Here is a 24,310-nt window from a genome sequence, read left to right as displayed (position 1 = left end):
GCCAAGTTACCGTAAGATAGTGGAGCCTTCTTAACAAATATTTAACCCTTTTCTGCATAACCTGCTAACTATAAAGGCTCCACAATAAACAGGTTTCGTCTCCGGGGGGAACCCCCAAGACCGCACTGGCTCGCCAAGACCGCGCTGCATCGCTTCTAAACTCCGAAACCTAGTCCTAGGTTACTTTTGACTTCTGACTTTTAACTTCTGACTTGCCCGTAGCGCTATACCATATAGGGATCCGTGTAGGAATTGTGATAATTTTTTTCCCCTGTTCCCTACTCCCTACTCCCTACTCCCTGTTCCCTTTGCTGTTCTTTTTAACTAGACTGCTGGTTACTCATGGACCTATCTGCTATTTTAAACGTTGCCCTTGGCTTATTTTTTGTCTACCTGATTACCAGTCTGTTAGCCTCTGAAATCCAAGAATATCTCGCTAGCGTTTTACAATGGCGGGCTAAACACCTGCAGAGGGCTATCGAAAATTTAATTAATGGTGGTATTCAGTTAGGAAATATAACCCTGAAAGATGTGGTCGATGAGTCAGATCAAGAATCAGTTAATGTAACCGTTGATCAGATTAACAATTTAAAAAAGACCAAACGGCTTTTAAAAAAACTCTATCAAAATCCTTTGCTTAAATCAGTTAATCACGAAGCCAAAGACCTAGATAACCAAAATCAATTAAAGTCAAAATCTAACTCAAAAGTTAGTGGCCCTTCCTATATTCCATCAGATACCTTTGCCACCGCTTTAATCATGACCATTGTTCAGCAGGCATCAACCTTCAAAAATAATGCCGAGATTACCCTGGACAATTTTAAAACAGCCCTTGAAGAAGAGAAGATAAAAAATTTACTTCCGGAAGACTTAAAGATAACCCTTTTAACCCTGATTGATAAAGCAAAATTTGAATACTCTGACCGGAACAAAGACCTGAAAAAACTCCAAGAAGAACTAGCAACATGGTTTGACGAATCCATGACACGAGCTGCAGGGGTATACAAGCGTCAGTCTAAAGCCATATCTTTTTTAATTGGATTAGTGATTTCCCTAGCCTTGAATATCGATACCATCAATATCAGCAATCAATTCTATAAAAACCACAGTGTAAGAGCTGCTGTCAATCAAGTCACTAATAGAATTGTTAATGAAACCGGTGCCTGTTTACAGCAAGAATCAAACAGTAATGACTGTTATGATAGTATAACCTCAGCTGTAGATGACCTAGCCTTTCTTCCCATTGGCTGGGGAGAAACGAATCTTGTAGAGCAGTTTGAAGAACCGAATCATCTTCCCAGAGAGCTGGGTTTGACTTGGGTTTACTTCAAATTCGTTGTCGGGATTATTTTGAGTGCGATCGCCATCTGTATGGGAGCCCCCTTTTGGTTTGAAGTACTCAATAAGTTGGTCAACGTTCGTAATACTGGAGACAAACCAAAATCCTCTAAATAGACTCCCAAATAGACTCCCAACTGCTAGACCTATTGAGGCTGCAAGGCAAGAACTATAGCCTGGGTCCAGTGTACCTTGATCGGTGTAAACCTACAGGGTAAGTAGCACGAACTGCTTTTTCCAGTATTTGGTTCAAATATATTGAATAATAATTGGAGATTAAATTGGCCACCATTTTTAATCGCCTTCTTCAAGTCTTTCTCCGGAAATAATGCATCTTTAATCTTTTCATCGCTCAGCTTAAATTCGCAATTTTGACCAGGACGAATTTTACCAACGTCTTGGCTTTTCGGTGCCTCTTCCATATCACCAGAATTTACCCAAACCATAGGTCGTGCATTATTTCCCAAGTCAGTGATAATACTCTTATCCCAGTCTATTTCAATATAAACAGGATTCTCGTTGGTTTTATTTTTAACACTCAGTTTAAGATCCTTTAAGTCATCCAATTTATAGCTAGGATCGAAGCCAAAGTTGACTTCCATGAAATCATTAAGATTGTGCTTTTCCAGTTCCTGATTGATAGCATCAGAGTCTACCTTAACGGTTATGAGTTTGTCTATTTCCTGAAACGCTTTGTACAAAACGTAAGTAACACCGATTATATAAATGGTCAGGATTAGCAAGTTTTGGTCGTTATCCATTTATAGTAAACCTCTTAAAAAGACTAGTTTAAGGTTTTTTTCGTAAAGGGGGATAAGAAGAGTCTGGATAATGATTGGTAAATTATACTCCATAAATGAGTTTACCCAAGATTGACTCACGCCATCACTAATGACGAATCAAAAAGCAGCTTGTCCCTGAGGACAAGCTGCTTCAAGGCTTTATTCTAGCAAAGCAAGAGACTAGATAATGGCACTAGATAATGGCACTACATCATGCCCATGCCGCCCATGCCGCCCATGCCACCCATGCCGCCCATGCCGCCCATGCCACCCATGTCGGGAGCAGGAGCAGCGGATTTGGGTTCAGGTTTCTCTACCACCAGGGCTTCTGTGGTCAAGACCATACCAGCGATAGAGGCAGCATTCTGTAGGGATGAGCGTACTACCTTGGCAGGGTCAATAATACCTGCAGCAATCAAGTCTTCAATTGTGTCAGTAGCAGCATTATAGCCAACGTTACCAGTACTCTCCCGTACTTTCTCTACAATGACGGAACCTTCAACACCAGCATTATCGGCCATCTGACACAGGGGAGCTTCTAATGACCTGGCTACAATAGTTGCACCAACTGTCTCTTCTTCCTGTAGGTCGTTTGTCAGTGCAGGAATTTTTTCTATTAAGCGAATCAAGGTTGTACCACCACCAGGAACAATCCCTTCATCTACTGCAGCTTTAGTAGCATTGAGGGCATCTTCAATCCGCAGCTTGCGGTCTTTGAGTTCTGTTTCAGTTGCGGCACCGACCTTAATGACTGCCACACCACCGGCCAGTTTAGCAATCCGTTCTTGCAGTTTCTCCTTATCGTATTCGGAGTCAGTTTCTGCTAGCTGGCGGCGGATTTGCTCAACTCGCTTTTCTACATCTGCCTTAGTTTGACCACCAGCTACAATGGTGGTGCTATCTTTGTCAATGCTAACTTTGGTAGCATTTCCTAGCATATCTAGAGAGACAGTATCCAGGCTCAAACCAACATCTTCGGATATCACCTGACCACCGGTCAAAACTGCAATATCCTGTAACATTTGCTTGCGGCGATCGCCAAATCCCGGTGCCTTGACCGCAGCGGCATTCAACACACCCCTGGCCTTATTCACCACCAGAGTTGCCAAGGCTTCTCCATCTAGATCTTCGGAAATAATCAGCAAGGGTTTGCTGTCACGAGCCACTTTTTCCAGAATCGGTACCAAATCCTGGATCACACTAATCTTTTTATCGGTAATCAGGATGTAGGGGTTTTCAAATTCCACTGTCATCCGTTCGTTATCGGTCACGAAGTAAGGGGAAATATAACCGCGATCGATCTGCATCCCTTCCACTACTTCTAATTCGGTGGAGAGGGATTTGGATTCTTCAACGGTGATCACACCATCTTTGGTGACCTTTTCCATGGCTTGGGCAATCATCTCACCCACTTCTGGATCGTTACCAGCGGAGACTGTAGCAACTTGAGCGATCCCAGTTCCCTGAACCGGCTGTGCCATGCCCTCAATCTCTTTGACCAGCTCGGCAACAGTTTTTTCGATTCCTCGGCGCACAGCTACAGGATTTGCGCCAGCTGCCACATTCTTAAGACCTTCTCGAATCATGGCCTGAGCCAGAATGGTAGCGGTGGTAGTGCCATCCCCAGCAACGTCTTTAGTCTTGGATGCGACTTCTTGAATCAGTCTAGCGCCAGTATTTTCTAAGGGGTCTTCCAGTTCAATATCTTTGGCAACGGTAATACCATCATTGACAATCTGGGGTGCCCCATACTGTTTTTCCAGAAGCACATTACGACCTTTTGGACCAAGGGTAATACGTACAGCATCAGCTAGGGCATTAACCCCCCGCTCCAATGAGCGTCTGGATTCTTCGTCAAACGAAACGATTTTTGCCATTGGTTGTTTAAAGTTGCTTTGTGTCTCCATTAGCAAATTTAGCACTCTTACACGAAGAGTGCTAATTCGTCTGACAATTTTAAACTTTCCGGAACTTGAAACACAGACCTGCCGGGGGGTTCAAGCCATAACCATACCACCATCAACATTAAACACTTGTCCAGTGATATAGGCAGCAGCTGGATCAGCTGCCAAAAACTTTACCATCCCAGCTACTTCTTCTGGCTGACCGTAACGACCTAGAGGGATGTGCTCAATAATGGCTTCTGACTTAAGGTCAGTGGTCATATCAGTGGCAATAAAACCCGGAGCTACGGCATTGACTGTAATGCCACGACTAGCAAACTCTTTGGCAACGGTTTTGGTTAAGCCAATCACACCAGCCTTGGCAGCACTGTAATTGGCTTGACCAGGGTTTCCCATCTGTCCTGCTACTGAAGCAATATTGATAATCCGACCAGACTTTTGCTTGAGCATCAGTTTGCTCACTGCTTTGATACATAAAAATACCCCAGTCAGGTTGAGATTAATGACTGCGTGCCAATCTGAGGGTTTCATCCGCAATAACAAGTTATCGCGGGTAATCCCAGCATTATTCACTAGCACGTCTATACGACCAAACTTTTCGAGAGTCCCTTTAACTAGGGCATCAACTTGTTCAGCTTGAGACACATCAGCCTGAAGTGCTAAAGCTTCACCCCCAGCATCAATGATAGCCCCTACAACCTGATCAGCTGCAGTACTGGAACTGGCGTAGTTGACTACAACCTTTGCCCCTGACCCAGCTAAGGCCAGGGCTATAGCTCGGCCAATTCCTCGCGAGGCACCGGTCACGATGGCTATGCGATCGCTTAATTGTTCGGAAGATGGTTGCGCAGATGTCTGTAATGTTTCCATAAACCTTGAATTGCTTTCAATCCTGCCTAATCTTCTCCTGTGGGCAGGATAGGTTTCCTCCAAAGTTAACTTTACAAGAATCTTGAGGTTAATCCAGCTCCAATCATTTTGGACTAGAATCGAGCAGAAGGACTAGGAAAGGTTTCTTGCTCATGGCCGTTAAAAAGCAGTTCACAACGTTCCAAGAATTATTATCTGGCTCAGATGTACCCGTGTTGGTAGATTTCTATGCCATTTGGTGTGGGCCATGTCAGATGATGGCTCCTATCCTAGAACAGGTCAATGCTGAGCTCAAAGATCGTTTGAAAGTTGTAAAAATTGACACGGACAAATACCCCCAGCTTGCTTCCCAGTATGGCATTGAGGCGTTACCAACCTTGGTACTGTTTAAAAACGGTCAGCCTCAACAACGGATAGAGGGGCTCAGACCAGCGGAAGACCTGATTCAACTATTACAACCTTTGATTTAAGATAATTTCGGGTGAGATTGTCCTTGATACCAGGACTGAGATTATCAGCTGATTGCTGATTGCTGATTGCTGATTGCTGATTGCTGATTGCTTAGGTACCTTGCTCTTTGACCTTTTTTCCCAGAGTGATGGGATTAGCCCCCGTGATTTATCTGGGATTTATCCGGGGGATATCAGCCTGCTAGACCAAAAAACCTAGCTAGGAAGATGGGGCTTGATCCGAAGAGGAATCCGAAGAGGAATCCGAAGAGGAATCCGAAGAGGAATCTGATTCTTCTTCGGCAGATGGGGTGGAATCGCTGCTAGGGGTAGCTGATTTTTCTTTATCTTTAGCACGCTCCTCTCGCTTTTTGCGATCAGCTTGAATGGCATCTTCTATCACTACCCGAGCCTGTGCCATTTTTTCCAGGTTGCTGCGGTACAACTCCAAGTCTTTTTTGAGCTTTTCGGAAGGAAGGTTTAATCCACTAGTAATTTTGTTAATTACTTCTTCGAGCTGCTTTTGATCCTGAGCTAACTCCGAGTCCGCCTGCTCTAGTAGTGAAAATAAACCAATGGCAAACAATCTGCTGTACTTAAACTGAGAATTTTGTGCGATCGCAGCTATAGTGGTAGCCAAATCCCCAGTCCCATTTTCCGAGGTTGGTGAACTGAACCAGGAGAGCAAATCTTCTCCAGACATAGACTCTACGCTACTTTTGAGCCTTTGGGCATCTTCCTGGTACTGGTGAGCTTCACCTCCGACTGCTTGACACAGAGCATTAAAAATTGATTCTTTATCATTTTCCGGTTGATAGCTCTGCATAAACCGGTCAAAGCATGTCACCACACCTAAGCCATAGATGGGGTCGTAGTTAAAATCGACATTAACCGACAGCAAATGCATCTCTACCATCAACTCTTCTACTACACGTCGGTAAATAGAGTTAATGGGACGAGTGTGATAGGTGTAGAAATCCCGTTTAGTATCCGAGACTGTGCGAACAGTATTCACAAGGCAGATCAGAATTGAAGCTTTATATTATTTTTATTATCTCCGATGAAGCGCCTACCACCAAATCAAAGATGATGGTGGGGGTTGCCAGTTTCATCCGCCGATGCCAGATTGGTTTATTCAGGTGGGGATACTACTGGATAAACCATCTAAGGCTTCTTCCTCCGTTTCAAAAATTTCAAACACCGTGTCCATCATAGTGACTTCAAACACCAGCTTGGCGTCTGGATGAACAGAACAAATGCGAAAGCTGCCCTTAATTTTGTCAGCATCTCGCATGCCAGCCACTAAGGATGTCAAACCCGAACTATCAATAAAGTCAACCTGACTCAGATTAACCACTACATGCCTGCGCAGTTGGGAAATACACTCTTGCAATTTCAGACGAAAAGGCCAAGCTGTAGTGATGTCCAGGCGTCCAATTGGTTTCAAAACAATCACATTTGTACCATCTTCAGTAGTATGAGTTTTCTGATCGATATGAACCATCAGCACCTCCTTGTCGCAGCTACCGCTGATTGAAACCTTACCAAATCTAATCATTAAGAGTTGAGAGTGCGTCCCGAACGATTCAGGTGCGACAATCAAGCGAATTTAATTCTTAATGGGTCAAGGGCACCTGTAGGACTAGCGCCACCTTTAGCCCCTGACTGCTTCCCAGCCAACTGAAAAAGCTCCAAAATGTTTTTTAATTAATACGCCCTGACTAATACGCCCTGACTAACAAATTAAGCGGGGAAGACTTTTCTTAAAGCAAGCCCTCTGTGATTGGGATCATAGAGCTACTCACTGCAAGCTAGTTTAGCTTACAGTGATTGGTGAAATGTCAGGGAGCGTATCCCAATTTTTGCACAAATCTGGCCATAAGACCTGAAGATGAAGGTAATGATGGGACTGATACCTAACATCGAACCATCGTATTGCCATAAGTGATATGACAACAGTTTAAGCTGTCCAGTTTGCCCAGTCTTGAGGCTTGAGAAATGTCTCATACAGTTCAGCTTCGGGTGTATTGGGTTCAGGTTGGTAACCGTATTCCCAACGCACCAAGGGGGGTAAGGACATCAGGATGGATTCAGTACGCCCGTTAGTTTGCAGACCAAAAATTGTGCCTCGGTCATACACCAGGTTAAATTCTACATATCGACCCCGACGATAGAGTTGGAAGTTACGCTCTCTGTCTCCATATTCCATATTGCGACGGCGCTCTACAATGGGTAGATAAGCGGGTAAAAAGGACTCAGAGCAGGTTGTGACAAAAGCAAATAACTCTTCCCAACTCCGAGGCTCTAAAACCCCAACCTTTTCACTATAAGCTGCTGCGGGACCATCTGGATGGGGACCACGATAGAGTTTACCCGTGCCATCTTGATAGTCAAAAAATAAGCCCCCAACACCCCGCATTTCTTGACGGTGTTTCAGATAAAAATACTCATCGCACCAAGACTTGAACACTGGGTAATACTCAGGGTGATGAGTATCACAGGCTTGTTTCAATTGGCGGTGCAAATGGGCAGCATCTTCAGCAAAGGGATAGTAAGGGGTCAAATCGATTCCCCCACCAAACCACCAGACTGGTCCTGCCTCAAAGTAGCGATAATTTAGGTGAACTGTGGGGATATAGGGATTACGAGGATGCAATACTAGGGAGGTACCAGTAGCGAAAAAACCATGTCCAGCTGCCTCGGGGCGCTGCTTCAAAATTGAAGGTGGCAGCTGTTTGCCCCAAACTTCCGAAAAGTTAACCCCACCCTGTTCGATTACTGAACCATCGCGCATCACACGGGAACGACCACCACCCCCTTCTTCTCTTTCCCAAGCATCTTCTCTGAAGGTGCCAATCCCGTCATCTTTTACTAGAGCTTCACAAATCGTATCTTGCAGCTGTTGCATCAACTGCTTGACTCTCTCCCTAGAGTCAGCAGGAGGTAAAGAAGTGGTATTAGTGGTAGTTGTTGTGTCCGTCTGAAAAGCTGTCATAAACAATCCTAGTGAGTATCTAAGCCAAACCTTAAGTTTGCCTTGCCAATGTTATTGGTTGGTAATTATTGGTTGGTAATTATTGGTTGGTAATTATTGGTTGGTAATTATTGGTTGGTACGATCGGGTACCTTCAGGGGAATCCCTGGGGGTTGGCAAAACTCCCAGGCAGTTGAGATCATATCCTAAATAAAGAGGGATTTTTCAACCAAAGCCATTTGGGGAAGATCATAAATCTGCCTGAGCATAGCTGGGGGAGGCGTCTAGTGATTCTTAATTTTTCTTTCAAGTTAATTGCTGGTCACGAGGGGATTTGGTGTAAGTTTTCCCTCTTCAAGACCTATCGCGCCCTGAGTACTGCCCCAGTGGAAGTTCTCTGGCAAAAATTGATCAACTTAGCCGATGTGTCTTGGAATCCCCTACTGTCAAGTACCAATGCTCCGAAAGGTTTAATGGCTAAACCTGGTTTAATTTATCAGGTAGTCACTCGCTTGATCCCAATTCCAGTGCGAATTTTTGTAGAGCGTGTCTTACCCGGTGAACTACTCAGTATACGATTTCTGGCAATCCCTGGAGTGGAAAATCGGGTGACTTACCAGGTAGAATCCACCCTTTGTGGTACCTATATTTCCTACTCAGTTACCCTAAAAGGCTGGTTATCACCCTTAATCTGGTGGATGATTCGCCCCTACGTGGCGCGGGTGGTATTTGAATTAGCCCAGGCTGCCGAGCAGGTCAGAGCAATCTAATACCGAGTTGCATTCAAAGATAGTAGATTGGTTGGATCGGGAGATGGGGAGATGGGAAGATCGGGAAATAGGGAGATGGAGAGATGGGGAGATGGGGAGATGGGGAAATAGGGAGATGGGGAAATAGGGAGATGGGGAGATGGGGAGATGGGGAGAACAGAAAGTTGTATGTTTGACCGGAACTGGGTATAAACCTATAGCTATGGCTGTTTGTCGAAAGGGTAACTTGCGCGATCGCATTACTAGTAGCCCGTTAGCCAAGGACTTAATGCTAACCAATAATAACACCACTTTCAGAGAATTTAGTGCTCCCTACATCAATTGTGATAATTTTTGTTCCCGACTCCCGATCCCGACTCCCGACTCCCGACTCCCGACTCCCGACTCCCGACTCCCGACTCCCGACTCCCGACTCCCGACTCCCGACTCCCGACTCCCGACTCCCGACTCCCGACTCCCGACTCCCATTAACCCAGCACGAAAACCCTCACCTCATTAAGAACTGCTATACCTTATTATATGTAGGCTAGAATTCCCTTCTTCAGAGGCATTTGGCGATGCTCTGTAGGAGCCGCTGGGTGAACGCAAAAGCGAATCTAAATGAACAACCAATCAGTCAACGTAACAGCTAAAAAGACTAACAACAAAATTACTATCCTATTTGATGGGGGGTCTCGTGGGAATCCTGGAATAGCCGGTGCTGCTGCTATTATTAAACAACCGGGAGCTCAAACCATTAGGGTTAGTCAATTTTTCCCTCATGCTACCAACAATCAGGCCGAATATACTGGAGCCATTCTTGGCTTGGAGAAAGCCTTGGAAATCGGTGCTGGCCAGGTAGTCCTAAAAGGAGATTCTCAACTAGTTATCAATCAGCTTAAAGGTACCTGGAGAGTTAAAACACCCCACTTACGACCGTTATGGACAAAGGCTAAGTCACTGCTGAATCAGTTTGACTCTGTTAAATTGGAGTGGATTCCCCGAGCACAGAATTCAGAAGCCGATGCCGCTGCGAATCAGGCTATGGATCAACGCCAAGGGGTTAACGCTGTCAGAAAGAACCCAACTGGGTTGCCCAAGGATAAACCTGCTGTACCAAAACTGGCTAACCAGTCCTCTGAGTTGCCCAAGGCTAAACCTTCTATAGCAAAACTGCCTGAGCAGTTCTCTGAGTTGCCCAAGGTTCAACCTCTACCAAAACTTGCTAACCAGATCTATGAGCTGATTGCGATGGGAACAAAGGCTGGATTTAAAGATTTCTTAAACTTGAAAAGTGGTCGGGATGAGTTGACTAGCAAGCGATTCCCCACCCTAAAGGAAATGGTACCTAGTGCTGTTCAAAATGCGATCGCATCGGCTATGGCTGATGCTGATGACTCTACCTTAGCCAAGGTATACCGCTGGTATCTCAGAGGATTACCCGCAGACTTAGCAATTAGAAAAGTCCAGGTCGATTTAGAAGTATCTGAAAAGATTATCGAGCGTCGTAAAAAAAATAAATAAACCTTTTAATTATAACACATTATTATCGCTTTAGCAATCCTAGGTAATTTGTAACAATTGACACTCCCCGCCCTGGAAGGACGGGGATTCTTGCTTGGCCTTTGGCCACGCTACGCGAACAACGGGGTGACTTGTTTAACCAGGCCGGAGCCTGGAAAAATAGAGGTCTCCTCTCCACAAGCGTATTTAGTCTTCGACCTAGGTTTCGGTGTGCCCCACCGTACCTTACCTTTTTTTTACATACAGATAGATACTTTTTTTATCTAATTTTTTTTCATAGACTTTTAAGTCGTTAGACCAAATTACGCAATATGTATCTCTTACATATTTTTTACGTTGTCTACTTATGATTAGATAGTATTTATCTAGTGTTTAGTTTTTTGTTTATAACTTCATGATAACACGCAGTGCGAAAACTGTCAAGTTTTAACTTAAATATTGAAAGCCGTCCTATAAGGATTTAAAGTTACCGTAAGAGAGGGTCGCCTTAATTATCAAGTTTTCACCTTTTTGCGCGAGACCGACCCACCTTAAAGGCGACCCTCTCTAAGGCGCGCGTCTCTAGGGGCGCGATTACCCAAAATTTTTGGTAAAAACTCTGAGCAAGACCTGAGTACTTAGTAATTAGTACTAGATTTATACAAAATGCGACTGGTTCACCCTTGGGATTGCGATCGCAACCATGGCTTTTGCCTGTGATATATATCATAGGCGGAAAGAAAAAGATGAGTTATTATTGTGAGTACCAGATTCCCCTGGCCAGGTGTGGGGTTAAGCTCAAATCTAAAAAAATACTAAAGAGCTATTGTTTAGAGTTCCTGAGAGGATACATAACAGCTATCTAAAAGAGCTTCACTACAGTAGTAGAAGCTCAAAGCTAATCCAACAGGAGTTCAAAAAATGGGTTACTAAGAAACGGTAACCCCAACTAGGGCATTTGACGAGCTGCTTCTTGCGTAGGCAAAACAAAATGTCTTTCACCTTGCCATCATTTGATCTTGCCACTCGTCAACGACTTTTTAATTATTGCAATATCTAATTGGTTAAGTCATGGAAGCACATCAATCACATCAAGCAATAACCTATCAAAATGTAATGGAAATCTTAGTGGCTCAGGAAGTAGAGCGTCAAAAGTCTCGACTTTCCCCGAAGCTAGCTAAGTATATCAACCAGGTAGAAGTGGCTACCTACGCCCTCAATCGTTTACCACCTCTGTATGCTTCCTGTGAAGAGGGGAGGCGTCAGCAGCAGTTAAAGGGTCACAAAAAACTAAGGCAGGAGATTACCACTACTGTGCGTCAAGCCTTTGCTGCCGTACAACGAGACCCGATCAGGGTTTGTACACCAATCAGACCAGAAGAAGACACCGAATCTCTAGCCGCTAAACTGGCTCTGCAAGGACTCCGGGAATTACTCAAAAATCAGAACATAACATGGTATAACCTGGTTAGTATTGTCAAGCAAACCCTGATTAGAGCAACTCAGCTCAGAAAAAATCGCCAAAAAGAGCAGCCAAGAGACCCAATTTATGGTTGGAATGACTCTCGTTACCAGCTCTAACCTTTTGATTGCTTTCACAGGTTGACAAGTTGTTCGCCCTTGGCGTTCCCGTAGGGTAGGTTGACAGGTTGACAGGTTGACAGGTTAACAAGTTGATCAGTTGAAGGTTGACAGGTTGACAGGTTGTTCGCCCTTGGCGTTCCCGTAGGGTAGGTTGACAGGGTATGGTCTCTAAACCAGCGTTTTAGATTTATTTATAAATTGGTGATTTACACCGTTTTTCATAGATATAAGGTACACAGGATTTTTTCCCTCTTACCTCTTAACTGCTCCGAAGTCCCTGCTCCCTGCTCCCTAAAAACCGCTGGCGTAAGTACCTAACCCAATTCAAAACTGCTGTAATGCTGCACTTCAACTATTCTACTATCATCAATGCACCAGTTGAGATAGTTTGGAACTTTCATGAGCGAGATGATATTCTCGATCTCCTAACTCCACCCTGGCAACCAATCCAGGTGATCCGTCGTGAAGGAGGTTTAGGGATTGGAGCTGTTTCGGAATTTCGGATTTTTCTTGGTCTAATTCCCATACAATGGATTGCTGTTCATACCGAGTATGAGCAATACCGAATCTTCAGTGATCAACAAAAAGAAGGACCATTTGACTATTGGCTTCATCGCCATCAATTTATTCCAGAAGACCAGAAAACTAGGCTAACTGATTCCATTGAATTTGCTTTACCAGGAGGATCCTTAGTCGAAGAGATGTTTGGTTGGTTAGTAACCCTGCAACTAGAGCAAATGTTTCGCTATCGCCATGAAGTAACCCAACGAGAATGTTGTAAGTTGGTGGCGTAGGGAAAGGCAAGAGGCAAGAGGCAAGAGGCAAGAGGCAAGAGGCAAGAGGCAAGAGGCAAGAGGCAAGAAAGTATATAGGGATTTTACCACTACCATTAATACAAATCTCCCCATCTCCCCATCTCCCCATTTCCCCATCTCCCCATCTCCCCACACTACTGTTCTGTTTCATCTAACAACTTCTCCATCATTTCCTCTAGCTCTTCCTTTGAATCCTTGGCGAATTGGACACTAGTAATAGTCCCCAAAACTCCACCCGATGCTGTCAGGCTTGCTTCCGAAACTTTGTTACTATAAAACAATCCGACACCAAATAAAGTCATCAACGCTGATGCAGCAGTTACACCAAGAGCAAGGTTGTAACTATGTCTTGCTTGTCGTAATAATTCCAGAATAATTTCTTCTTTGATATTACGGTAGTCATCGTTATTTTGTGGCTTCTTATAAAAATTAAAGGGCATTGTTAGTCTCCTCAATCTTCTATCGTTGGCTGCTGATATTAGTATCTTATTCAGAGGAAACTATACACGCCAAGGGCAAATAGGTTTAGTTTATGTTAGCCTTTGCCCTATTGGCTTTTAGGGAGCAGGGAGCAGGGAGCAGAGAACGGAAGAGGGAAAATCCTGTATACCTCATAGCTATGAAAAACCTTATAAAATAGATTAGGGCAAATAGGTGAATCAATAAAACCTATCTGCCCTAGTTGGTTAAACTCCTGATTGGTTCCTATAAGTGCGTTTATATCTGGGTTGTAAACACACTTTTTGCCTTTTCCGGCAAAAGGCAAGAGCTAAAAGGCAAGAGGGGAAAGAGATCCGGAGTTTGATTGGAGAAGAAAAAAAGACCATACAGGTTTACATCTCATTTAGAAATGCGATCGCGTTTCCTAAGAGGTTGTCTGAGAAGTCCCATTTGCTACATCCAAGCCCCCGTTGGTCCCCCAATTTTGCGGTGCGACCCAAGGGCGATTTACTCGCCCTAGGAGGCGCGCACCGGAAGGGACTTTTAGAAGCAAATGGACTCTTGTTCCCCCCAAAGTTGGGGGGCTAGGGGGGCAAAATTCAGTATCAAAAAACTTGGGAGATATCCTCTAATAACCATGAGGTACATCGCTCCCTACTCCCTACTCCCTACTCCCTACTCCCTACTCCCTGCTCCCTGCTCCCTGCTCCCTGCTCCCTGCTCCCTACTCCCTACTCCCTACTCCCTGCTCCCTAAAATCAAAATGCGTGAATCTGACAAAGTGCGATCGAGTCAGCAAGGTAAAGCTAGACTCAAACAAGCTTACAAAGACGCTAGACTAACTCAAGAGAAACTAGCACAGCAAGCCAATGTCTCTGTCGATACCGTTAAGCGGTTGCTTGGCACTAAAGATTGTCCCCATGGAGTGGAACGATGGGCAGTTAGAAATATTTGCAAGGTTCTAAATCTTAAACCAACTGATATCGTTGACAAAAAATACTGGGAGCCTCAACAGCAGTTACCACCAGAGTTTGAACAACTTATTAAAGACAAAACTCACTTATTTTGCGGACGTCAGTTTGTCTTTAAGGCTATTGAACAATTCTTCAGCAACACTACTCATGGCTACTTTACTGTTATTGCTGATGCTGGGATGGGTAAAAGCGCTATTGCTGCTAAGTATGTATTAGAGAATCCAGACGCGATTTGCTTTTTTAATAGTCGTGCTGAGGGCATGAATCGTCCAGAATTATTCCTCAGGAAAATCCGTCAACAATTGCTGACGGGGTGACGAAACAGGCTCAAATGATTGCTATGTAAAGGTTGTACAATTTTATGGTAAAAAAAAGGTAGGTCTTCTATTTGCAACAAAACCTACCTGTTGACAATGTTATCCACATTATACCAAAACCACCTAAAAAGTAAATTTACTCTAGCCGAATATATTTTTTTAAAAATTTTCGTTAATCTCTTACATTCAATTAAAAAAGTTAGTGTAGAAAAGTTAGCCAATGCTCTCCCTTTACCGATTAAATTTGAAAGTAGAAGAAAAAGAATCCAAAGATTTCTATCTTTACCAAACTTAACAATTGAAGAAGTTTGGTTTCCAATAGTTGAAGAATTATTAAAAACATACTTCAACTCGGAAACGTTAATTTATCTAGCAATTGATAGAACAAATTGGGGTCACATTAATTTAGTCATGGTTAGCTTAATTTGGGATAAAAGAGGGTTTCCAATCTATTTTACTTTGTTGCCAAAGTTAGGGAGTAGTAATTTAACAGAACAAAAAAGTGTATTATCAAAGGTTATACCAATTTTTGAAAACTATAAAATCTGCCTATTAGGAGACCGAGAATTTTGCTCAGTTAAATTAGCAAAATACTTACAAGACTTGGGTGTATTTTTTTGTTTACGCTTAAAAAAGAATGAATTTGTTGAATATAAAAAAGATAATTGGGTTGAACTCAATGATTTAGGTTTAGTACCTGGAGTGTCTTTATTTATCCAAGGAGTTAAAGTGACCAAGACTAGGGGATTTTTCAAGTTTAATGTAGCTTGTAAATGGCAACGTAAACTCAAAGGTACATCCCCGAAAGAAGGATGGTTTTTACTGACCAATTTATCTAACTTAAAGTCGGCAGTTTCAGCTTATAAAAAAAGATTTGATATCGAGGAGATGTTTAGAGATTTTAAAACAGGTGGTTATAATTTAGAGGACACCAAGCTTGAAGGTGAACGCTTTATTTCTATAGTTTTATTGATAGCTATAGCTTACACTTCGGCAACATTTCAAGGTCAGCAGATTAAACGTCAAGGAATACAAAACTATATTGGTCGTGTCAAAGAATCTGGTCGAATAGAGCGGAGGCATAGTAGTTTTTACGTTGGTTTATATGGTCAAACCTGGGTTAATTTTAAAGATGTTTGTATAGAATTAGTAACCGAATTAATGAGATTAAATCCTAATAAACGAAAGTATTATCAACGAGGTCTAAGGGCTAGGTCGCTTATAGAGTCTGGATTTTAGCGTATTTCGTCGCCCCCCCAGCAACAATTGACCACTCGTTACCAGTTGTCAGATGCTAAAGATGCTGATTTATCAACCTTGTTGGCTAAGGTTAGGGAAAAATTATCTGCCGGTGAACGGTTGGTGATTGTTGTGGATGCTTTGGATGAAGTTGACCAAGAGGGAGCTGGAAATCTTTTATATTTACCGACTATTTTGCCAGACCGTGTTTATTTTATCCTGACCAGAAGACCCTATAATCAGAATGAAAAAAGGCTGCAGCTATCTCCTGCTACACCAAGCCAAGAATTGGATTTAAGGGAAAACTATCAAGAAAGCTATCGAGATGTAAAGGAGTATATTTGGCAATTGCTGGAACATGGGGAGTATAAACAGGGTTTGAGTCAGTGGATTAACCAGCAACGTGCCCTCTCTAATCAGGAGTTTGTGGAAGAGATTGCTCTAAAAAGCGAAAATAACTTTATGTATTTGCGCTGTGTGTTGCCAGCCATAGCCGATGGCTTTTATAATGATAAACCCTTGAATGAATTACCGATAGGGTTACAAGGCTATTACGAAAACCATTGGCAGCTGATGGGGATGACAACCAAGCCTTTACCCAGGGCTAAAATTAAAATTGTTTATGTCATGTGTGCCTTACGTAGCGCGGCTTCCCGTCAAGCAATTGCCAACTATTCTAAGCAGGATGAATTCACCGTGCAGGAAGTTCTTGATGGATGGGCACAATTTTTACAGAAACAAGAAACTTATCGACCACCACGTTATCGATTTTATCACGAAAGTTTCCGAGATTTTTTGCATCGTCAGGATATTGTGCAAGCAGCGGGCGTGATGTTACCCAATATTAGTGCTGAAGTTGCAGATAATATGACAGAAGGGTTGGAGTTATGAGTTCTGTAGGGTGCGTTAGGGGCGGTCGCCCTAATTTTCCGACTCTTCGTGCTTGGTTACGACAGCCAGCCCCGTAACGCACCACCGGATCAAACAGCATGCATTGAGATGCACCCCTTGAATTATGAGTAATCTTCGCAGTTGGTTAGCGCAAAAATCACCAGAAGAAATAGAGCATTTTTTGGGTGAAATTCCCCGTTTGTGGTTAGAAGGTGGGAACCTTAACAAATTATCTCGTTTGTTGAGTAATTATGAGTTTATCGAAGCCAAACTTAATCATCCTGAATTTGGTGTCAAGGCACTGATTGAAGATTATGAGTTGATTGATGATATAGACTTATCTCATCCAGACTACAGCGAGGAAACGATAACATCCCTGAAGTTGATTCAGGGAGCCTTGCGACTATCAACACATATCTTAAGTCAAGATCCAAATCAATTAGCAGGGCAACTGTCAGGGCGTTTACTAGATTTTGATACCCCAGACATTCAACGATTATTACAACAGATACCGCAAACTAATACCACTTGTTTGCGTAGCTTGAGAGCTACCTTAAGTCCCCCTACTGGACCCTTACTATCTACCCTTAGTGGTCATGGTGACTCAGTAAATGCGGTTGCTGTCACACCAGATGGCACCATGGTAATTTCTGGTTCATCGGATCACACCGTTAAAGTCTGGAATTTGAATACAGGTGTAGAAATTAGAACATTCACAGGTCATACTTCTCCCGTCAATGCTGTAGCGGTTACTCCCGATGGAACTAGGGTAATTTCTGGTGGATCTGATCATACGGTTAGAGTCTGGAATTTAGCAACGGGTAAAGAAATACAGAGATTTAATGGTCATAGTCACCCTGTAGTTGCTGTAGCGGTTACTCCCAATGGCAAGGAAGTGGTTTCAGTATCAGTTGCAAACTATAAATCTATGAAAGCCTGGGATTTGGAAACTGGTGAAGAGTTAACTATAAAAGGTCATAGAGACTTCGTGAGAACTGTTGCTATTACCTCTGATAACCGTTTAATTTCTGGAGGAAAGCGTGGAACTGTCAAGGTTTGGGATTTAACAAATGGAAAAATGATTTTTACTCTTAGGCATATACCTGAAACATTATATCCTTATTTTTTAGTTACATACTCCTTGATGCGATTATATGTAATAGCGGTTACTCTTGACGGTAAGTGGCTAATTTCTGGTTATGGTCATCAAGGTAGAAACATGATTACAATCTGGAATTTAGAAACGAAAGAAAAAGCTTTTACCCTTAAAGGTCATAAAAATTCTATTAGTGCTCTTGCTGTTACACCTGACGGTAAACAGGTAATTTATTCTTGCTTCGATAATACTCTTAAAATTTGGGATAGAGAATCTGAAAAAGAAATATTCAGTTTTATTGCCCATGATGACTTAATTTATGATATCAAAATAACACGAGATGGCAATAAGATTATTTCTGCTTCACAGGATAAAACAGTCAAGGTCTGGAATTTAGAATCAAAAGAAAAGTTTTTGAAATTAAAATATAACAAAAAATCCATAAATGATGCAACAATTACTTCCGATGGCAAGCAAGCTATTTTTGCTTTACAAGATAACCTTATAAAAGTTGTCAATTTACAACAAAATAATATAATTTATAGTTTTTATAGCAATCACAATTTTAAAGATAATATTGTTGTAAAATTTGCACACTATATATTTTTAATTAATAGATTAATTAAAAGAGTAATATGGACTTATTTTTACAAACTTTTAACATTTTTATTTTCTATAACTAATATGGTTTTTGTAAATATTTTTAGTATAATTTTTATAATTTTATCATCTTTATTTTTACTTCCAATATTCCTTATAATATTCGTTGTTTATATGACAATATCATTACTAATAGGTAGACATTTTGATAATATAGAGAAATCTTTCGATAAAACACTTGATTATTTGTATTTTGATAATTTTATTTTCAATCAAAAATTATCAAAATACAGCAAAAATTATGAATTCATAGAAATAATGAGTCATTCTTTTTCTTTTCCAAACACATTAAAAGAAAGTTTTAAAAAAATAAATCCTTTTAAAAGGAATAGAAAATTTGTTGAATTTAAGATTGCAAGCAATAATTTGCTAGTTTGTATAAATCAGCAAAAAATCGGGTTTTATCAATTTTTAACTGTATGGAATTACAGGAAAAAAGATAAAATTTTTGAGTTAATATCAATTAAGCAATATTTTTATGTTTATTTGTATTTGATAATATCTGTTATATGCTTAGTAATTACAATATTTTTATTGTATTCAAATCAATATATATATTTATGGGATATACTTGAAGCAATTTTATCATTACTTATGTTATATGGAATGATAAAATTGCTTGTAATCTTTCATTTTTCACTTATAATATGTGAGATATTTGAGGATTCTGCAACAACTCTATCAATCACTGCAGATGGCAACTATGTAATTGCTGGTTCAACTAACAGCACTATTAAAGTGTGGAATCTGGAAACCCAAAAATTACGTTTTGTCCTCAAAGGTCATCGCAAGGAGATAACTAGTTTAGCTATCACTCCAGATGGTAAGTATTTGGTTTCTGGCTCCAAGGATAAAACTATCAAACTTTGGAATCTAGAAACTAGAAAAGAATGTTTCACCCTTAAAGGTCATAGCGATTCAATCAATACTCTCGCCGTAACCCCAGATGGTAAGTACGTCGTGTCTGGCTCCAAGGATAATACCATCAAAATTTGGGATTTGGAAAAGCGAGAGGAAATTTTTACCTTTACAGGTCATACCGACTCCATCAATCGGATCAAGGTAACATCCAACGGTAAGCTAGTGATTTCTGCATCTTCCGATAAAACACTCCAAGTGTGGGATTTCGAGACTCGGGAAGTTATTGCTAAGTTTACTGGAGAAAGTGCTATCAACTGTTGTGCCGTTGCACCGGATGATGTAACCATTGTCGCAGGGGATGAAGGGGGAAATATGCATTTTCTGCGCTTGGAGGGAGTGGGGAGTAGGGAGTCGGGAGTCGGGAGTCGGGAGTCGGGAGTCGGGAGTCGGGAGTCGGGAGTAGGGAGTGGGGAGTAGTAATAAGATTTGATTCTTTGTTGATGCAGTCGCTCATGAATGTTGCTAGGTACTATAGAGAAAAGTGTTCTGTCGATTCCTTTTGCTTAACGGAGATAAAGCTAATCCCAGAATCGTCTCTGCCAAGATGGTTTACCCACAAGAAAGTCAACAAGAGCAATTTTAGGATCTAGATGCCAAATTTAAACATGGGAGATGAATTACTGAAAACTGTTATTTGGGTGGGACCTTCAAAAAAGGAACTGTTAGGGTTTCCTGAAGATGTCATCGATGAAGTTGGTTACATTCTCTATCGGGTTCAAAAAAACAAAACTCATCCTCATATTAAACCTTTGAAAGGATTAAATGGAGTGTTAGAAATTGTCAGCGATTATAAAACAGATACTTACAGAACAGTATATGCCGTAAAACTTGGGAATACTATTTATGTTCTCCACGCCTTTAAAAAAAAGTCAAAGACAGGTATTAAAACTCCAAAGCAGACTATGGATTTAATTAAAGAACGCCTAAAACAAGCACAAGATATTGCTAAACAACAAGATTAATAGCACCAAGGATAAAATAATGCCAGATTATACTGTAAGCTCAGGTAACATTTTTGCAGATTTAGGATTTATTAATGCTGAAGAAAAGTTGGCTAAGGTTAAACTAGCTTCACTCATTTACGATCTGATTGATGAAAGACAGTTGGATGATTCAGATGTGGCTAATATTTTGAAAATTGATCCTCCTCAAGTGATGGATTTAAAGAATGGTCGCTTGCCAGGATTTTCCTTGGAAAAGCTATTATTTTTTTTGGTAGCATTAGGTCAAACTATTGAAATTAGCGTCAGTCCAAAACCCGAAACTGTATCTAGTGGGAGGATACAAGTAATTCGTCAATCTTATGCTTGAATATAACCCTTCAATGAGTAAGTGACTGTTGGGCTACCGACTCCCGACTCCCTAAAACAAAAAAAATCGGTCAAGTTTGGTTAAGCCCAATTCTTGACCGCATTCAATTTTTCGATATGTCACAAGAACAGCTCAGCTGTACTTATATGATAACAACTCCAAATCGACTATTACATTGTTGTTGAGTTACTCAGCAACTGCTGGAAACCAACAACATCCCAACTCATACTGCTTCATCCTGCTTCACAAAATAACCGTCACGATTCCTGTGGGCCAGGGATTTTCATCCCTGGCAAATTTCTATCCTAGTCTACGTAAAAGTATCGAATAAAAAAGGTCATCACCTGACCAGGTTTTCCGGTAGGCTCCGGAGTGCTCCATTCGTCGGGGTGTGCATACTTAAGGGCATACACGGCATTAATGGTCTTGCCAACCTGTTCAGGAGTACCGACCAAGACGTGCTTGGCTTTTTTGCACTTACGGCATTGGTCACCAGAATTTTCTGGGCAATTAGGATTGTTGAGATTGTGATCTGAGTTGGGGTTAATGTTGTTAGTCATTTGGAGTTCCATGTTTGAACTGTGTATATTATTAATATATTAATTTATTTACTAATTGTCAAGGGGTTTGGGAATTTTTTTTTATTAAAAAATGGGGAATCGGGAATCGGGAATAAATTAATCATAAATTAATCGTAGGGTGGGCAGTGGATAAGACGGATAACTATCAACTTGAAATAGATTTAATCCACTGCCCACCGACAAGGAAATGGCATCGGGAATAAATTAATTGTAGGGTGGGCAGTGGATAAGACGGATAACTATCAACTTGAAATAGATTTAATCCACTGCCCACCGACAAGGAAATGGCATCGGGAATAAATTAATCGTAGGGTGGGCAGTGGATAAGACGGATAACTATCAACTTGAAATAGATTTAATCCACTGCCCACCGACAAGGAAATGGCATCGGGAATAAATTAATCGTAGGGTGGGCAGTGGATAAGACAGATAACTATCAACTTGAAATAGATTTAATCCACTGCCCACCGACAAGGAAATGGCATCGGAAATAAATTAATCGTAGGGTGGGCAGTGGATAAGACGGATAACTATCAACTTGAAATAGATTTAATCCACTGCCCACCGACAAGGAAATGGCATCGGGAATAAATTAATTGTAGGGTGGGCAGGGTCCCAGACGGATACTATCAACTTATAATCGGTTTTATCAGCACTGCCCACCGACAAGGAAATGGCATCGGGAATAAATTAATCGTAGGGTGGGCAGTGGATAAGACGGATAACTATCAACTTGAAATAGATTTAATCCACTGCCCACCGACAAGGAAATGGCATCGGGAATAAATTAATCGTAGGGTGGGCAGGGTCCAAGACGGATACTATCAACTTATAATCAGTTTTATCAGCACTGCCCACCGACAAGGAAATGGCATCGGGAATAAATTAATTGTAGGCTGGGCAGGGTCCCAGACGGATACTATCAACTTATAATCAGTTTTATCAGCACTGCCCACCAATAATATTAATCCTAGGGTGGGCAGGGTCGCAGACAGATACTATCAAGTTATAAGAGATTTTATCAGCACTGCCCACCAATAATATTAATCCTAGGGTGGGCAGGATCGCAGAGGGATACTATCAGGTTATAATCGGTTTTATCGGCACTGCCCACCAACAAGTAAATAAGAGTTATGGCAATTCTCTATGCCATGAGTTACAAAGGGATCCCCCGTTGGTCCCCCTTATCAAGGGGGACTTTGAGGTTGATAACTGTACCTCATAAATCCTATAAAGGCTATAGTTGTTTTGCTAAAAAAAACAATTAGTATTGGGATTTACTAGCTCTGTGGTTAACCAATATGAATTGCGTAATACTACTAATGTAGTTTAAATAGTTTTTTTTAATAGTCTGATAAATTCGTTAATTATACCGAGGTTTTGTAAAGAAAGTCTGTAAATAATGGGATTAACGTTTAATTTGTAGTTTTTTTATTTACTGGATTAAATCAAATTTAAAACTTACTTCTGAGGAAATACCATGACATTCAAAATTCTTAGCTTAGATGGAGGGGGAATGCGTGGAGTTATATCCGCAAGAATTCTCCAAGAGATAGAAAAAACAATAAAAGAGAAATATGGTCAGGAATTACATGAATATTTCGATTTGATTGCCGGAACATCCACTGGATCAATTTTGGCGGCGGGAATTGCCTGTAATATGACTGCAGAGGATCTGATTAAGCTCTATAATAAGGAGGGGAAAAATATCTTTCTTAAGAGTACACGTTATATGCGAAAATTGCGGGAGTTAAGTAAACTTTTTGGGCGTGGTGTATTATATCCCCACGAGTTTCCAGATAAGTCGGAAGAGCAAGGATTGGCTAATGTTTTGAAAAGAAATTTGGTTGATCCGGACTCGCGTAAACCTTTGACAATGAGAGACATCAAGGACTTACAACTCTTAATCCTCAGTTATGACGTTAAATCCCGAAACACAACGTGGTTTGGGAATAACGATCCAAGTGGATGGTACATTGAGAATGATATTCCACTTTGGCAAATCTGTACCGCTTCAGCTTCAGCACCAACGTTTTTTCCACCTTATCAACTCCTAGTCAAGCCTGATGAAGAAAATTATAAGAAAAAATATCGCCCCCATATCGATGGTGGGGTATCAGCTAATAACCCAGTGTTAGCTGCAATCGCCCATGCTATATCGATGAAAGATGAGGGAAAGCAAAATAAAACTAAAATAGACGACATTGCTGTTCTCTCCATTGGCACTGGTACAACAACTCGTCCTTATACATATGATGAGGTAAATAAATGGGGACAATTGGGTTGGGTAAGCCATCTACCGGATATGTTTTTAGACCCTGATGCGGAAAATTCAGAGCATATTGCTTTACGCATGTTTAGAGGCATAGGCAGGCAAAAATATTTGCGTTTAAATTTCGAAATAAACACGTATATGAAAGAAAAAAGTTGTTTTATAAAACTATGGAAGCCTTTAAGAAAAATTAATAAATACATTCATAAATATAATCTAGCTTTTGATAATATTAGGGATAAAAAAAAGGAAAAACTTAATGAAGATATTGACAACTATGAAGCTTTTAAAGAACTAAAATTTGCTGCTGAGTGCTATTTAGAATACGGAACAGTTGATTATAAAAACGCTGATAATGACAAGGATATTGCCGTTCGGGATGCAATTGACAAGTTTATTTACAATCATCCTCCTGATCACAAAAAGTAAAAAGAAGATTTAGAAGACTCTAACGCAGAGACAACCCCGTCAAGACAGCTGGTTACAACTTAGAGGGGTCTAAAGCCAAGATTTAACCTTTAAACCCTCTAGTTTTGGTAAGGAATCAGGGATCAGCTGATCCCTGATTCCTTACGTTTTCCGATTCGGGCAAAGCCCGACGCTGGGCGAACTGCCCAAGGGCAAGTAAGAAAATTAATC

25 protein-coding genes are annotated in these 24,310 nt (G+C 41.3%); 16 read left to right on the top strand and 9 right to left on the bottom strand.

Translation table 11 applies throughout. The features are described 5' to 3' along the window. The first annotated feature begins 342 nt into the window (after positions 1-342). Complete coding sequence (locus tag BJP34_RS08450) at positions 343-1,455, top strand: hypothetical protein (RefSeq protein ID WP_070391962.1); 1,113 nt, start codon at positions 343-345, stop codon at positions 1,453-1,455. Between the two features lie 29 nt (positions 1,456-1,484). On the opposite strand, the gene BJP34_RS08445 is transcribed toward BJP34_RS08450, so the two are convergent. The 3 genes from BJP34_RS08445 to fabG all read right to left on the bottom strand — a co-directional run bounded on the left by BJP34_RS08445 (position 1,485) and on the right by fabG (position 4,894). After that, complete coding sequence (locus BJP34_RS08445; RefSeq protein WP_070391961.1) at positions 1,485-2,099, bottom strand: hypothetical protein; 615 nt, start codon at positions 2,097-2,099, stop codon at positions 1,485-1,487. 227 nt (positions 2,100-2,326) lie between these two features. Continuing rightward, on the bottom strand, positions 2,327-3,997 hold the full coding sequence (groL, locus tag BJP34_RS08440; RefSeq protein WP_070396559.1) for a chaperonin GroEL: 1,671 nt from the start codon (positions 3,995-3,997) through the stop codon (positions 2,327-2,329). Positions 3,998-4,117: 120 nt separating this feature from the next. Further along, positions 4,118-4,894, bottom strand: a complete 777-nt coding sequence (gene fabG / locus BJP34_RS08435; RefSeq protein ID WP_070391960.1) for a 3-oxoacyl-[acyl-carrier-protein] reductase — start codon at positions 4,892-4,894, stop codon at positions 4,118-4,120. Between the two features lie 152 nt (positions 4,895-5,046). Here fabG and trxA point away from each other — a divergent pair, with 152 nt between their 5' ends. Continuing rightward, on the top strand, positions 5,047-5,364 hold the full coding sequence (trxA, locus tag BJP34_RS08430) for a thioredoxin (RefSeq protein WP_070391959.1): 318 nt from the start codon (positions 5,047-5,049) through the stop codon (positions 5,362-5,364). A 199-nt stretch (positions 5,365-5,563) separates the two neighbouring features. On the opposite strand, the gene psb29 is transcribed toward trxA, so the two are convergent. From psb29 to hemF, 3 genes are all read right to left on the bottom strand, one after another. Continuing rightward, a complete protein-coding gene (psb29, locus tag BJP34_RS08425; RefSeq protein WP_070391958.1) occupies positions 5,564-6,358 on the bottom strand; it encodes a photosystem II biogenesis protein Psp29 in 795 nt (264 codons plus the stop codon). A gap of 120 nt (positions 6,359-6,478) precedes the next feature. Beyond that, positions 6,479-6,847 carry an STAS domain-containing protein gene (locus BJP34_RS08420; RefSeq protein WP_070396558.1) on the bottom strand — a complete coding sequence of 123 codons (369 nt, stop codon included), beginning with the start codon at positions 6,845-6,847 and terminating at the stop codon, positions 6,479-6,481. A 456-nt stretch (positions 6,848-7,303) separates the two neighbouring features. Further along, positions 7,304-8,338, bottom strand: coding sequence for an oxygen-dependent coproporphyrinogen oxidase (gene hemF / locus BJP34_RS08415; protein ID WP_070391957.1), 1,035 nt, complete (start codon positions 8,336-8,338; stop codon positions 7,304-7,306). Between the two features lie 266 nt (positions 8,339-8,604). Between hemF and BJP34_RS08410 the strand changes: the two genes are divergently transcribed. The 5 genes from BJP34_RS08410 (at position 8,605) to BJP34_RS08395 (ending at position 12,947) form a co-directional block, all read left to right on the top strand. Then, positions 8,605-9,087 (top strand): polyketide cyclase/dehydrase and lipid transport protein, encoded by a 483-nt coding sequence (locus BJP34_RS08410; RefSeq protein WP_070391956.1) that lies wholly within the window; start codon positions 8,605-8,607, stop codon positions 9,085-9,087. A 139-nt stretch (positions 9,088-9,226) separates the two neighbouring features. Then, on the top strand, positions 9,227-9,586 hold the full coding sequence (locus BJP34_RS47190) for a hypothetical protein (protein WP_158517088.1): 360 nt from the start codon (positions 9,227-9,229) through the stop codon (positions 9,584-9,586). A gap of 101 nt (positions 9,587-9,687) precedes the next feature. After that, positions 9,688-10,590: a ribonuclease HI family protein gene (locus tag BJP34_RS08405; protein ID WP_070391955.1), complete on the top strand. Its 903-nt coding sequence runs from the start codon at positions 9,688-9,690 to the stop codon at positions 10,588-10,590. 1,050 nt (positions 10,591-11,640) lie between these two features. Further along, positions 11,641-12,150, top strand: a complete 510-nt coding sequence (locus tag BJP34_RS08400; RefSeq protein ID WP_070391954.1) for a late competence development ComFB family protein — start codon at positions 11,641-11,643, stop codon at positions 12,148-12,150. A gap of 341 nt (positions 12,151-12,491) precedes the next feature. Beyond that, the gene (locus tag BJP34_RS08395; protein WP_070391953.1) at positions 12,492-12,947 is read left to right on the top strand and encodes an SRPBCC family protein; all 456 of its coding nucleotides are present in this window, start codon (positions 12,492-12,494) and stop codon (positions 12,945-12,947) included. Here BJP34_RS08395 and BJP34_RS39090 read toward each other — a convergent pair. Both BJP34_RS39090 and BJP34_RS08390 read right to left on the bottom strand, forming a co-directional pair. After that, positions 12,882-13,085: a hypothetical protein gene (locus BJP34_RS39090; RefSeq protein ID WP_149030865.1), complete on the bottom strand. Its 204-nt coding sequence runs from the start codon at positions 13,083-13,085 to the stop codon at positions 12,882-12,884. The genes BJP34_RS08395 and BJP34_RS39090 overlap by 66 nt on opposite strands. 17 nt (positions 13,086-13,102) lie before the next feature. After that, a complete protein-coding gene (locus BJP34_RS08390) occupies positions 13,103-13,423 on the bottom strand; it encodes a TRADD-N-associated membrane domain-containing protein (protein WP_229424290.1) in 321 nt (106 codons plus the stop codon). A gap of 623 nt (positions 13,424-14,046) precedes the next feature. Between BJP34_RS08390 and BJP34_RS08385 the strand changes: the two genes are divergently transcribed. The 7 genes from BJP34_RS08385 (at position 14,047) to BJP34_RS08360 (ending at position 20,818) form a co-directional block, all read left to right on the top strand. Continuing rightward, positions 14,047-14,700, top strand: coding sequence for a helix-turn-helix domain-containing protein (locus tag BJP34_RS08385; RefSeq protein ID WP_229424289.1), 654 nt, complete (start codon positions 14,047-14,049; stop codon positions 14,698-14,700). A gap of 96 nt (positions 14,701-14,796) precedes the next feature. After that, on the top strand, positions 14,797-15,939 hold the full coding sequence (locus BJP34_RS08380; RefSeq protein ID WP_070391951.1) for an IS4 family transposase: 1,143 nt from the start codon (positions 14,797-14,799) through the stop codon (positions 15,937-15,939). Positions 15,940-15,966: 27 nt separating this feature from the next. Further along, positions 15,967-16,830: a hypothetical protein gene (locus BJP34_RS08375; RefSeq protein ID WP_202972077.1), complete on the top strand. Its 864-nt coding sequence runs from the start codon at positions 15,967-15,969 to the stop codon at positions 16,828-16,830. A gap of 124 nt (positions 16,831-16,954) precedes the next feature. Beyond that, positions 16,955-19,924, top strand: a complete 2,970-nt coding sequence (locus BJP34_RS08370; protein ID WP_070391950.1) for a WD40 repeat domain-containing protein — start codon at positions 16,955-16,957, stop codon at positions 19,922-19,924. Positions 19,925-19,947: 23 nt separating this feature from the next. Further along, positions 19,948-20,097 carry a hypothetical protein gene (locus BJP34_RS42750; RefSeq protein ID WP_158517087.1) on the top strand — a complete coding sequence of 50 codons (150 nt, stop codon included), beginning with the start codon at positions 19,948-19,950 and terminating at the stop codon, positions 20,095-20,097. Next, a complete protein-coding gene (locus BJP34_RS08365) occupies positions 20,098-20,469 on the top strand; it encodes a type II toxin-antitoxin system RelE/ParE family toxin (protein ID WP_229424288.1) in 372 nt (123 codons plus the stop codon). A 19-nt stretch (positions 20,470-20,488) separates the two neighbouring features. Further along, complete coding sequence (locus tag BJP34_RS08360; protein ID WP_070391949.1) at positions 20,489-20,818, top strand: helix-turn-helix domain-containing protein; 330 nt, start codon at positions 20,489-20,491, stop codon at positions 20,816-20,818. A 305-nt stretch (positions 20,819-21,123) separates the two neighbouring features. Here BJP34_RS08360 and BJP34_RS08355 read toward each other — a convergent pair whose 3' ends face one another. Continuing rightward, the gene (locus BJP34_RS08355) at positions 21,124-21,378 is read right to left on the bottom strand and encodes a hypothetical protein (protein ID WP_070396556.1); all 255 of its coding nucleotides are present in this window, start codon (positions 21,376-21,378) and stop codon (positions 21,124-21,126) included. A gap of 624 nt (positions 21,379-22,002) precedes the next feature. Here BJP34_RS08355 and BJP34_RS39085 point away from each other — a divergent pair. Then, a complete protein-coding gene (locus BJP34_RS39085; RefSeq protein ID WP_149030864.1) occupies positions 22,003-22,185 on the top strand; it encodes a hypothetical protein in 183 nt (60 codons plus the stop codon). Between the two features lie 694 nt (positions 22,186-22,879). Beyond that, on the top strand, positions 22,880-24,100 hold the full coding sequence (locus BJP34_RS08350; protein WP_070391948.1) for a patatin-like phospholipase family protein: 1,221 nt from the start codon (positions 22,880-22,882) through the stop codon (positions 24,098-24,100). Positions 24,101-24,310 lie beyond the last annotated feature (210 nt).

This window comes from Moorena producens PAL-8-15-08-1 (assembly GCF_001767235.1).
GTDB classification, from domain to species: Bacteria; Cyanobacteriota; Cyanobacteriia; order Cyanobacteriales; family Coleofasciculaceae; genus Moorena; species Moorena producens_A.
This window is presented reverse-complemented; position numbering and strand designations above follow the sequence as displayed.

Excerpts from the sequence above, each read along its gene's own strand:
- BJP34_RS08380 (WP_070391951.1), top strand. The coding sequence starts at position 14,797 with ATGTTATCCACATTATACCAAAACCACCTAAAAAGTAAATTTACTCTA.
- BJP34_RS42750 (WP_158517087.1), top strand. The coding sequence starts at position 19,948 with ATGCAGTCGCTCATGAATGTTGCTAGGTACTATAGAGAAAAGTGTTCT.
- BJP34_RS08355 (WP_070396556.1), bottom strand. The coding sequence starts at position 21,378 with ATGACTAACAACATTAACCCCAACTCAGATCACAATCTCAACAATCCT.
- hemF (WP_070391957.1), bottom strand. The coding sequence starts at position 8,338 with ATGACAGCTTTTCAGACGGACACAACAACTACCACTAATACCACTTCT.
- BJP34_RS08395 (WP_070391953.1), top strand. The coding sequence starts at position 12,492 with ATGCTGCACTTCAACTATTCTACTATCATCAATGCACCAGTTGAGATA.
- BJP34_RS39090 (WP_149030865.1), bottom strand. The coding sequence starts at position 13,085 with ATGGGGAAATGGGGAGATGGGGAGATGGGGAGATTTGTATTAATGGTA.
- BJP34_RS08450 (WP_070391962.1), top strand. The coding sequence starts at position 343 with ATGGACCTATCTGCTATTTTAAACGTTGCCCTTGGCTTATTTTTTGTC.
- fabG (WP_070391960.1), bottom strand. The coding sequence starts at position 4,894 with ATGGAAACATTACAGACATCTGCGCAACCATCTTCCGAACAATTAAGC.
- BJP34_RS08420 (WP_070396558.1), bottom strand. The coding sequence starts at position 6,847 with ATGGTTCATATCGATCAGAAAACTCATACTACTGAAGATGGTACAAAT.
- groL (WP_070396559.1), bottom strand. The coding sequence starts at position 3,997 with ATGGCAAAAATCGTTTCGTTTGACGAAGAATCCAGACGCTCATTGGAG.
- BJP34_RS08350 (WP_070391948.1), top strand. The coding sequence starts at position 22,880 with ATGACATTCAAAATTCTTAGCTTAGATGGAGGGGGAATGCGTGGAGTT.
- trxA (WP_070391959.1), top strand. The coding sequence starts at position 5,047 with ATGGCCGTTAAAAAGCAGTTCACAACGTTCCAAGAATTATTATCTGGC.
- BJP34_RS08385 (WP_229424289.1), top strand. The coding sequence starts at position 14,047 with ATGAGGTACATCGCTCCCTACTCCCTACTCCCTACTCCCTACTCCCTA.
- BJP34_RS47190 (WP_158517088.1), top strand. The coding sequence starts at position 9,227 with ATGGGGAGATGGGGAGAACAGAAAGTTGTATGTTTGACCGGAACTGGG.
- BJP34_RS08405 (WP_070391955.1), top strand. The coding sequence starts at position 9,688 with ATGAACAACCAATCAGTCAACGTAACAGCTAAAAAGACTAACAACAAA.
- BJP34_RS08400 (WP_070391954.1), top strand. The coding sequence starts at position 11,641 with ATGGAAGCACATCAATCACATCAAGCAATAACCTATCAAAATGTAATG.
- BJP34_RS08360 (WP_070391949.1), top strand. The coding sequence starts at position 20,489 with ATGCCAGATTATACTGTAAGCTCAGGTAACATTTTTGCAGATTTAGGA.
- BJP34_RS08370 (WP_070391950.1), top strand. The coding sequence starts at position 16,955 with ATGAGTAATCTTCGCAGTTGGTTAGCGCAAAAATCACCAGAAGAAATA.
- BJP34_RS08445 (WP_070391961.1), bottom strand. The coding sequence starts at position 2,099 with ATGGATAACGACCAAAACTTGCTAATCCTGACCATTTATATAATCGGT.
- BJP34_RS08365 (WP_229424288.1), top strand. The coding sequence starts at position 20,098 with ATGCCAAATTTAAACATGGGAGATGAATTACTGAAAACTGTTATTTGG.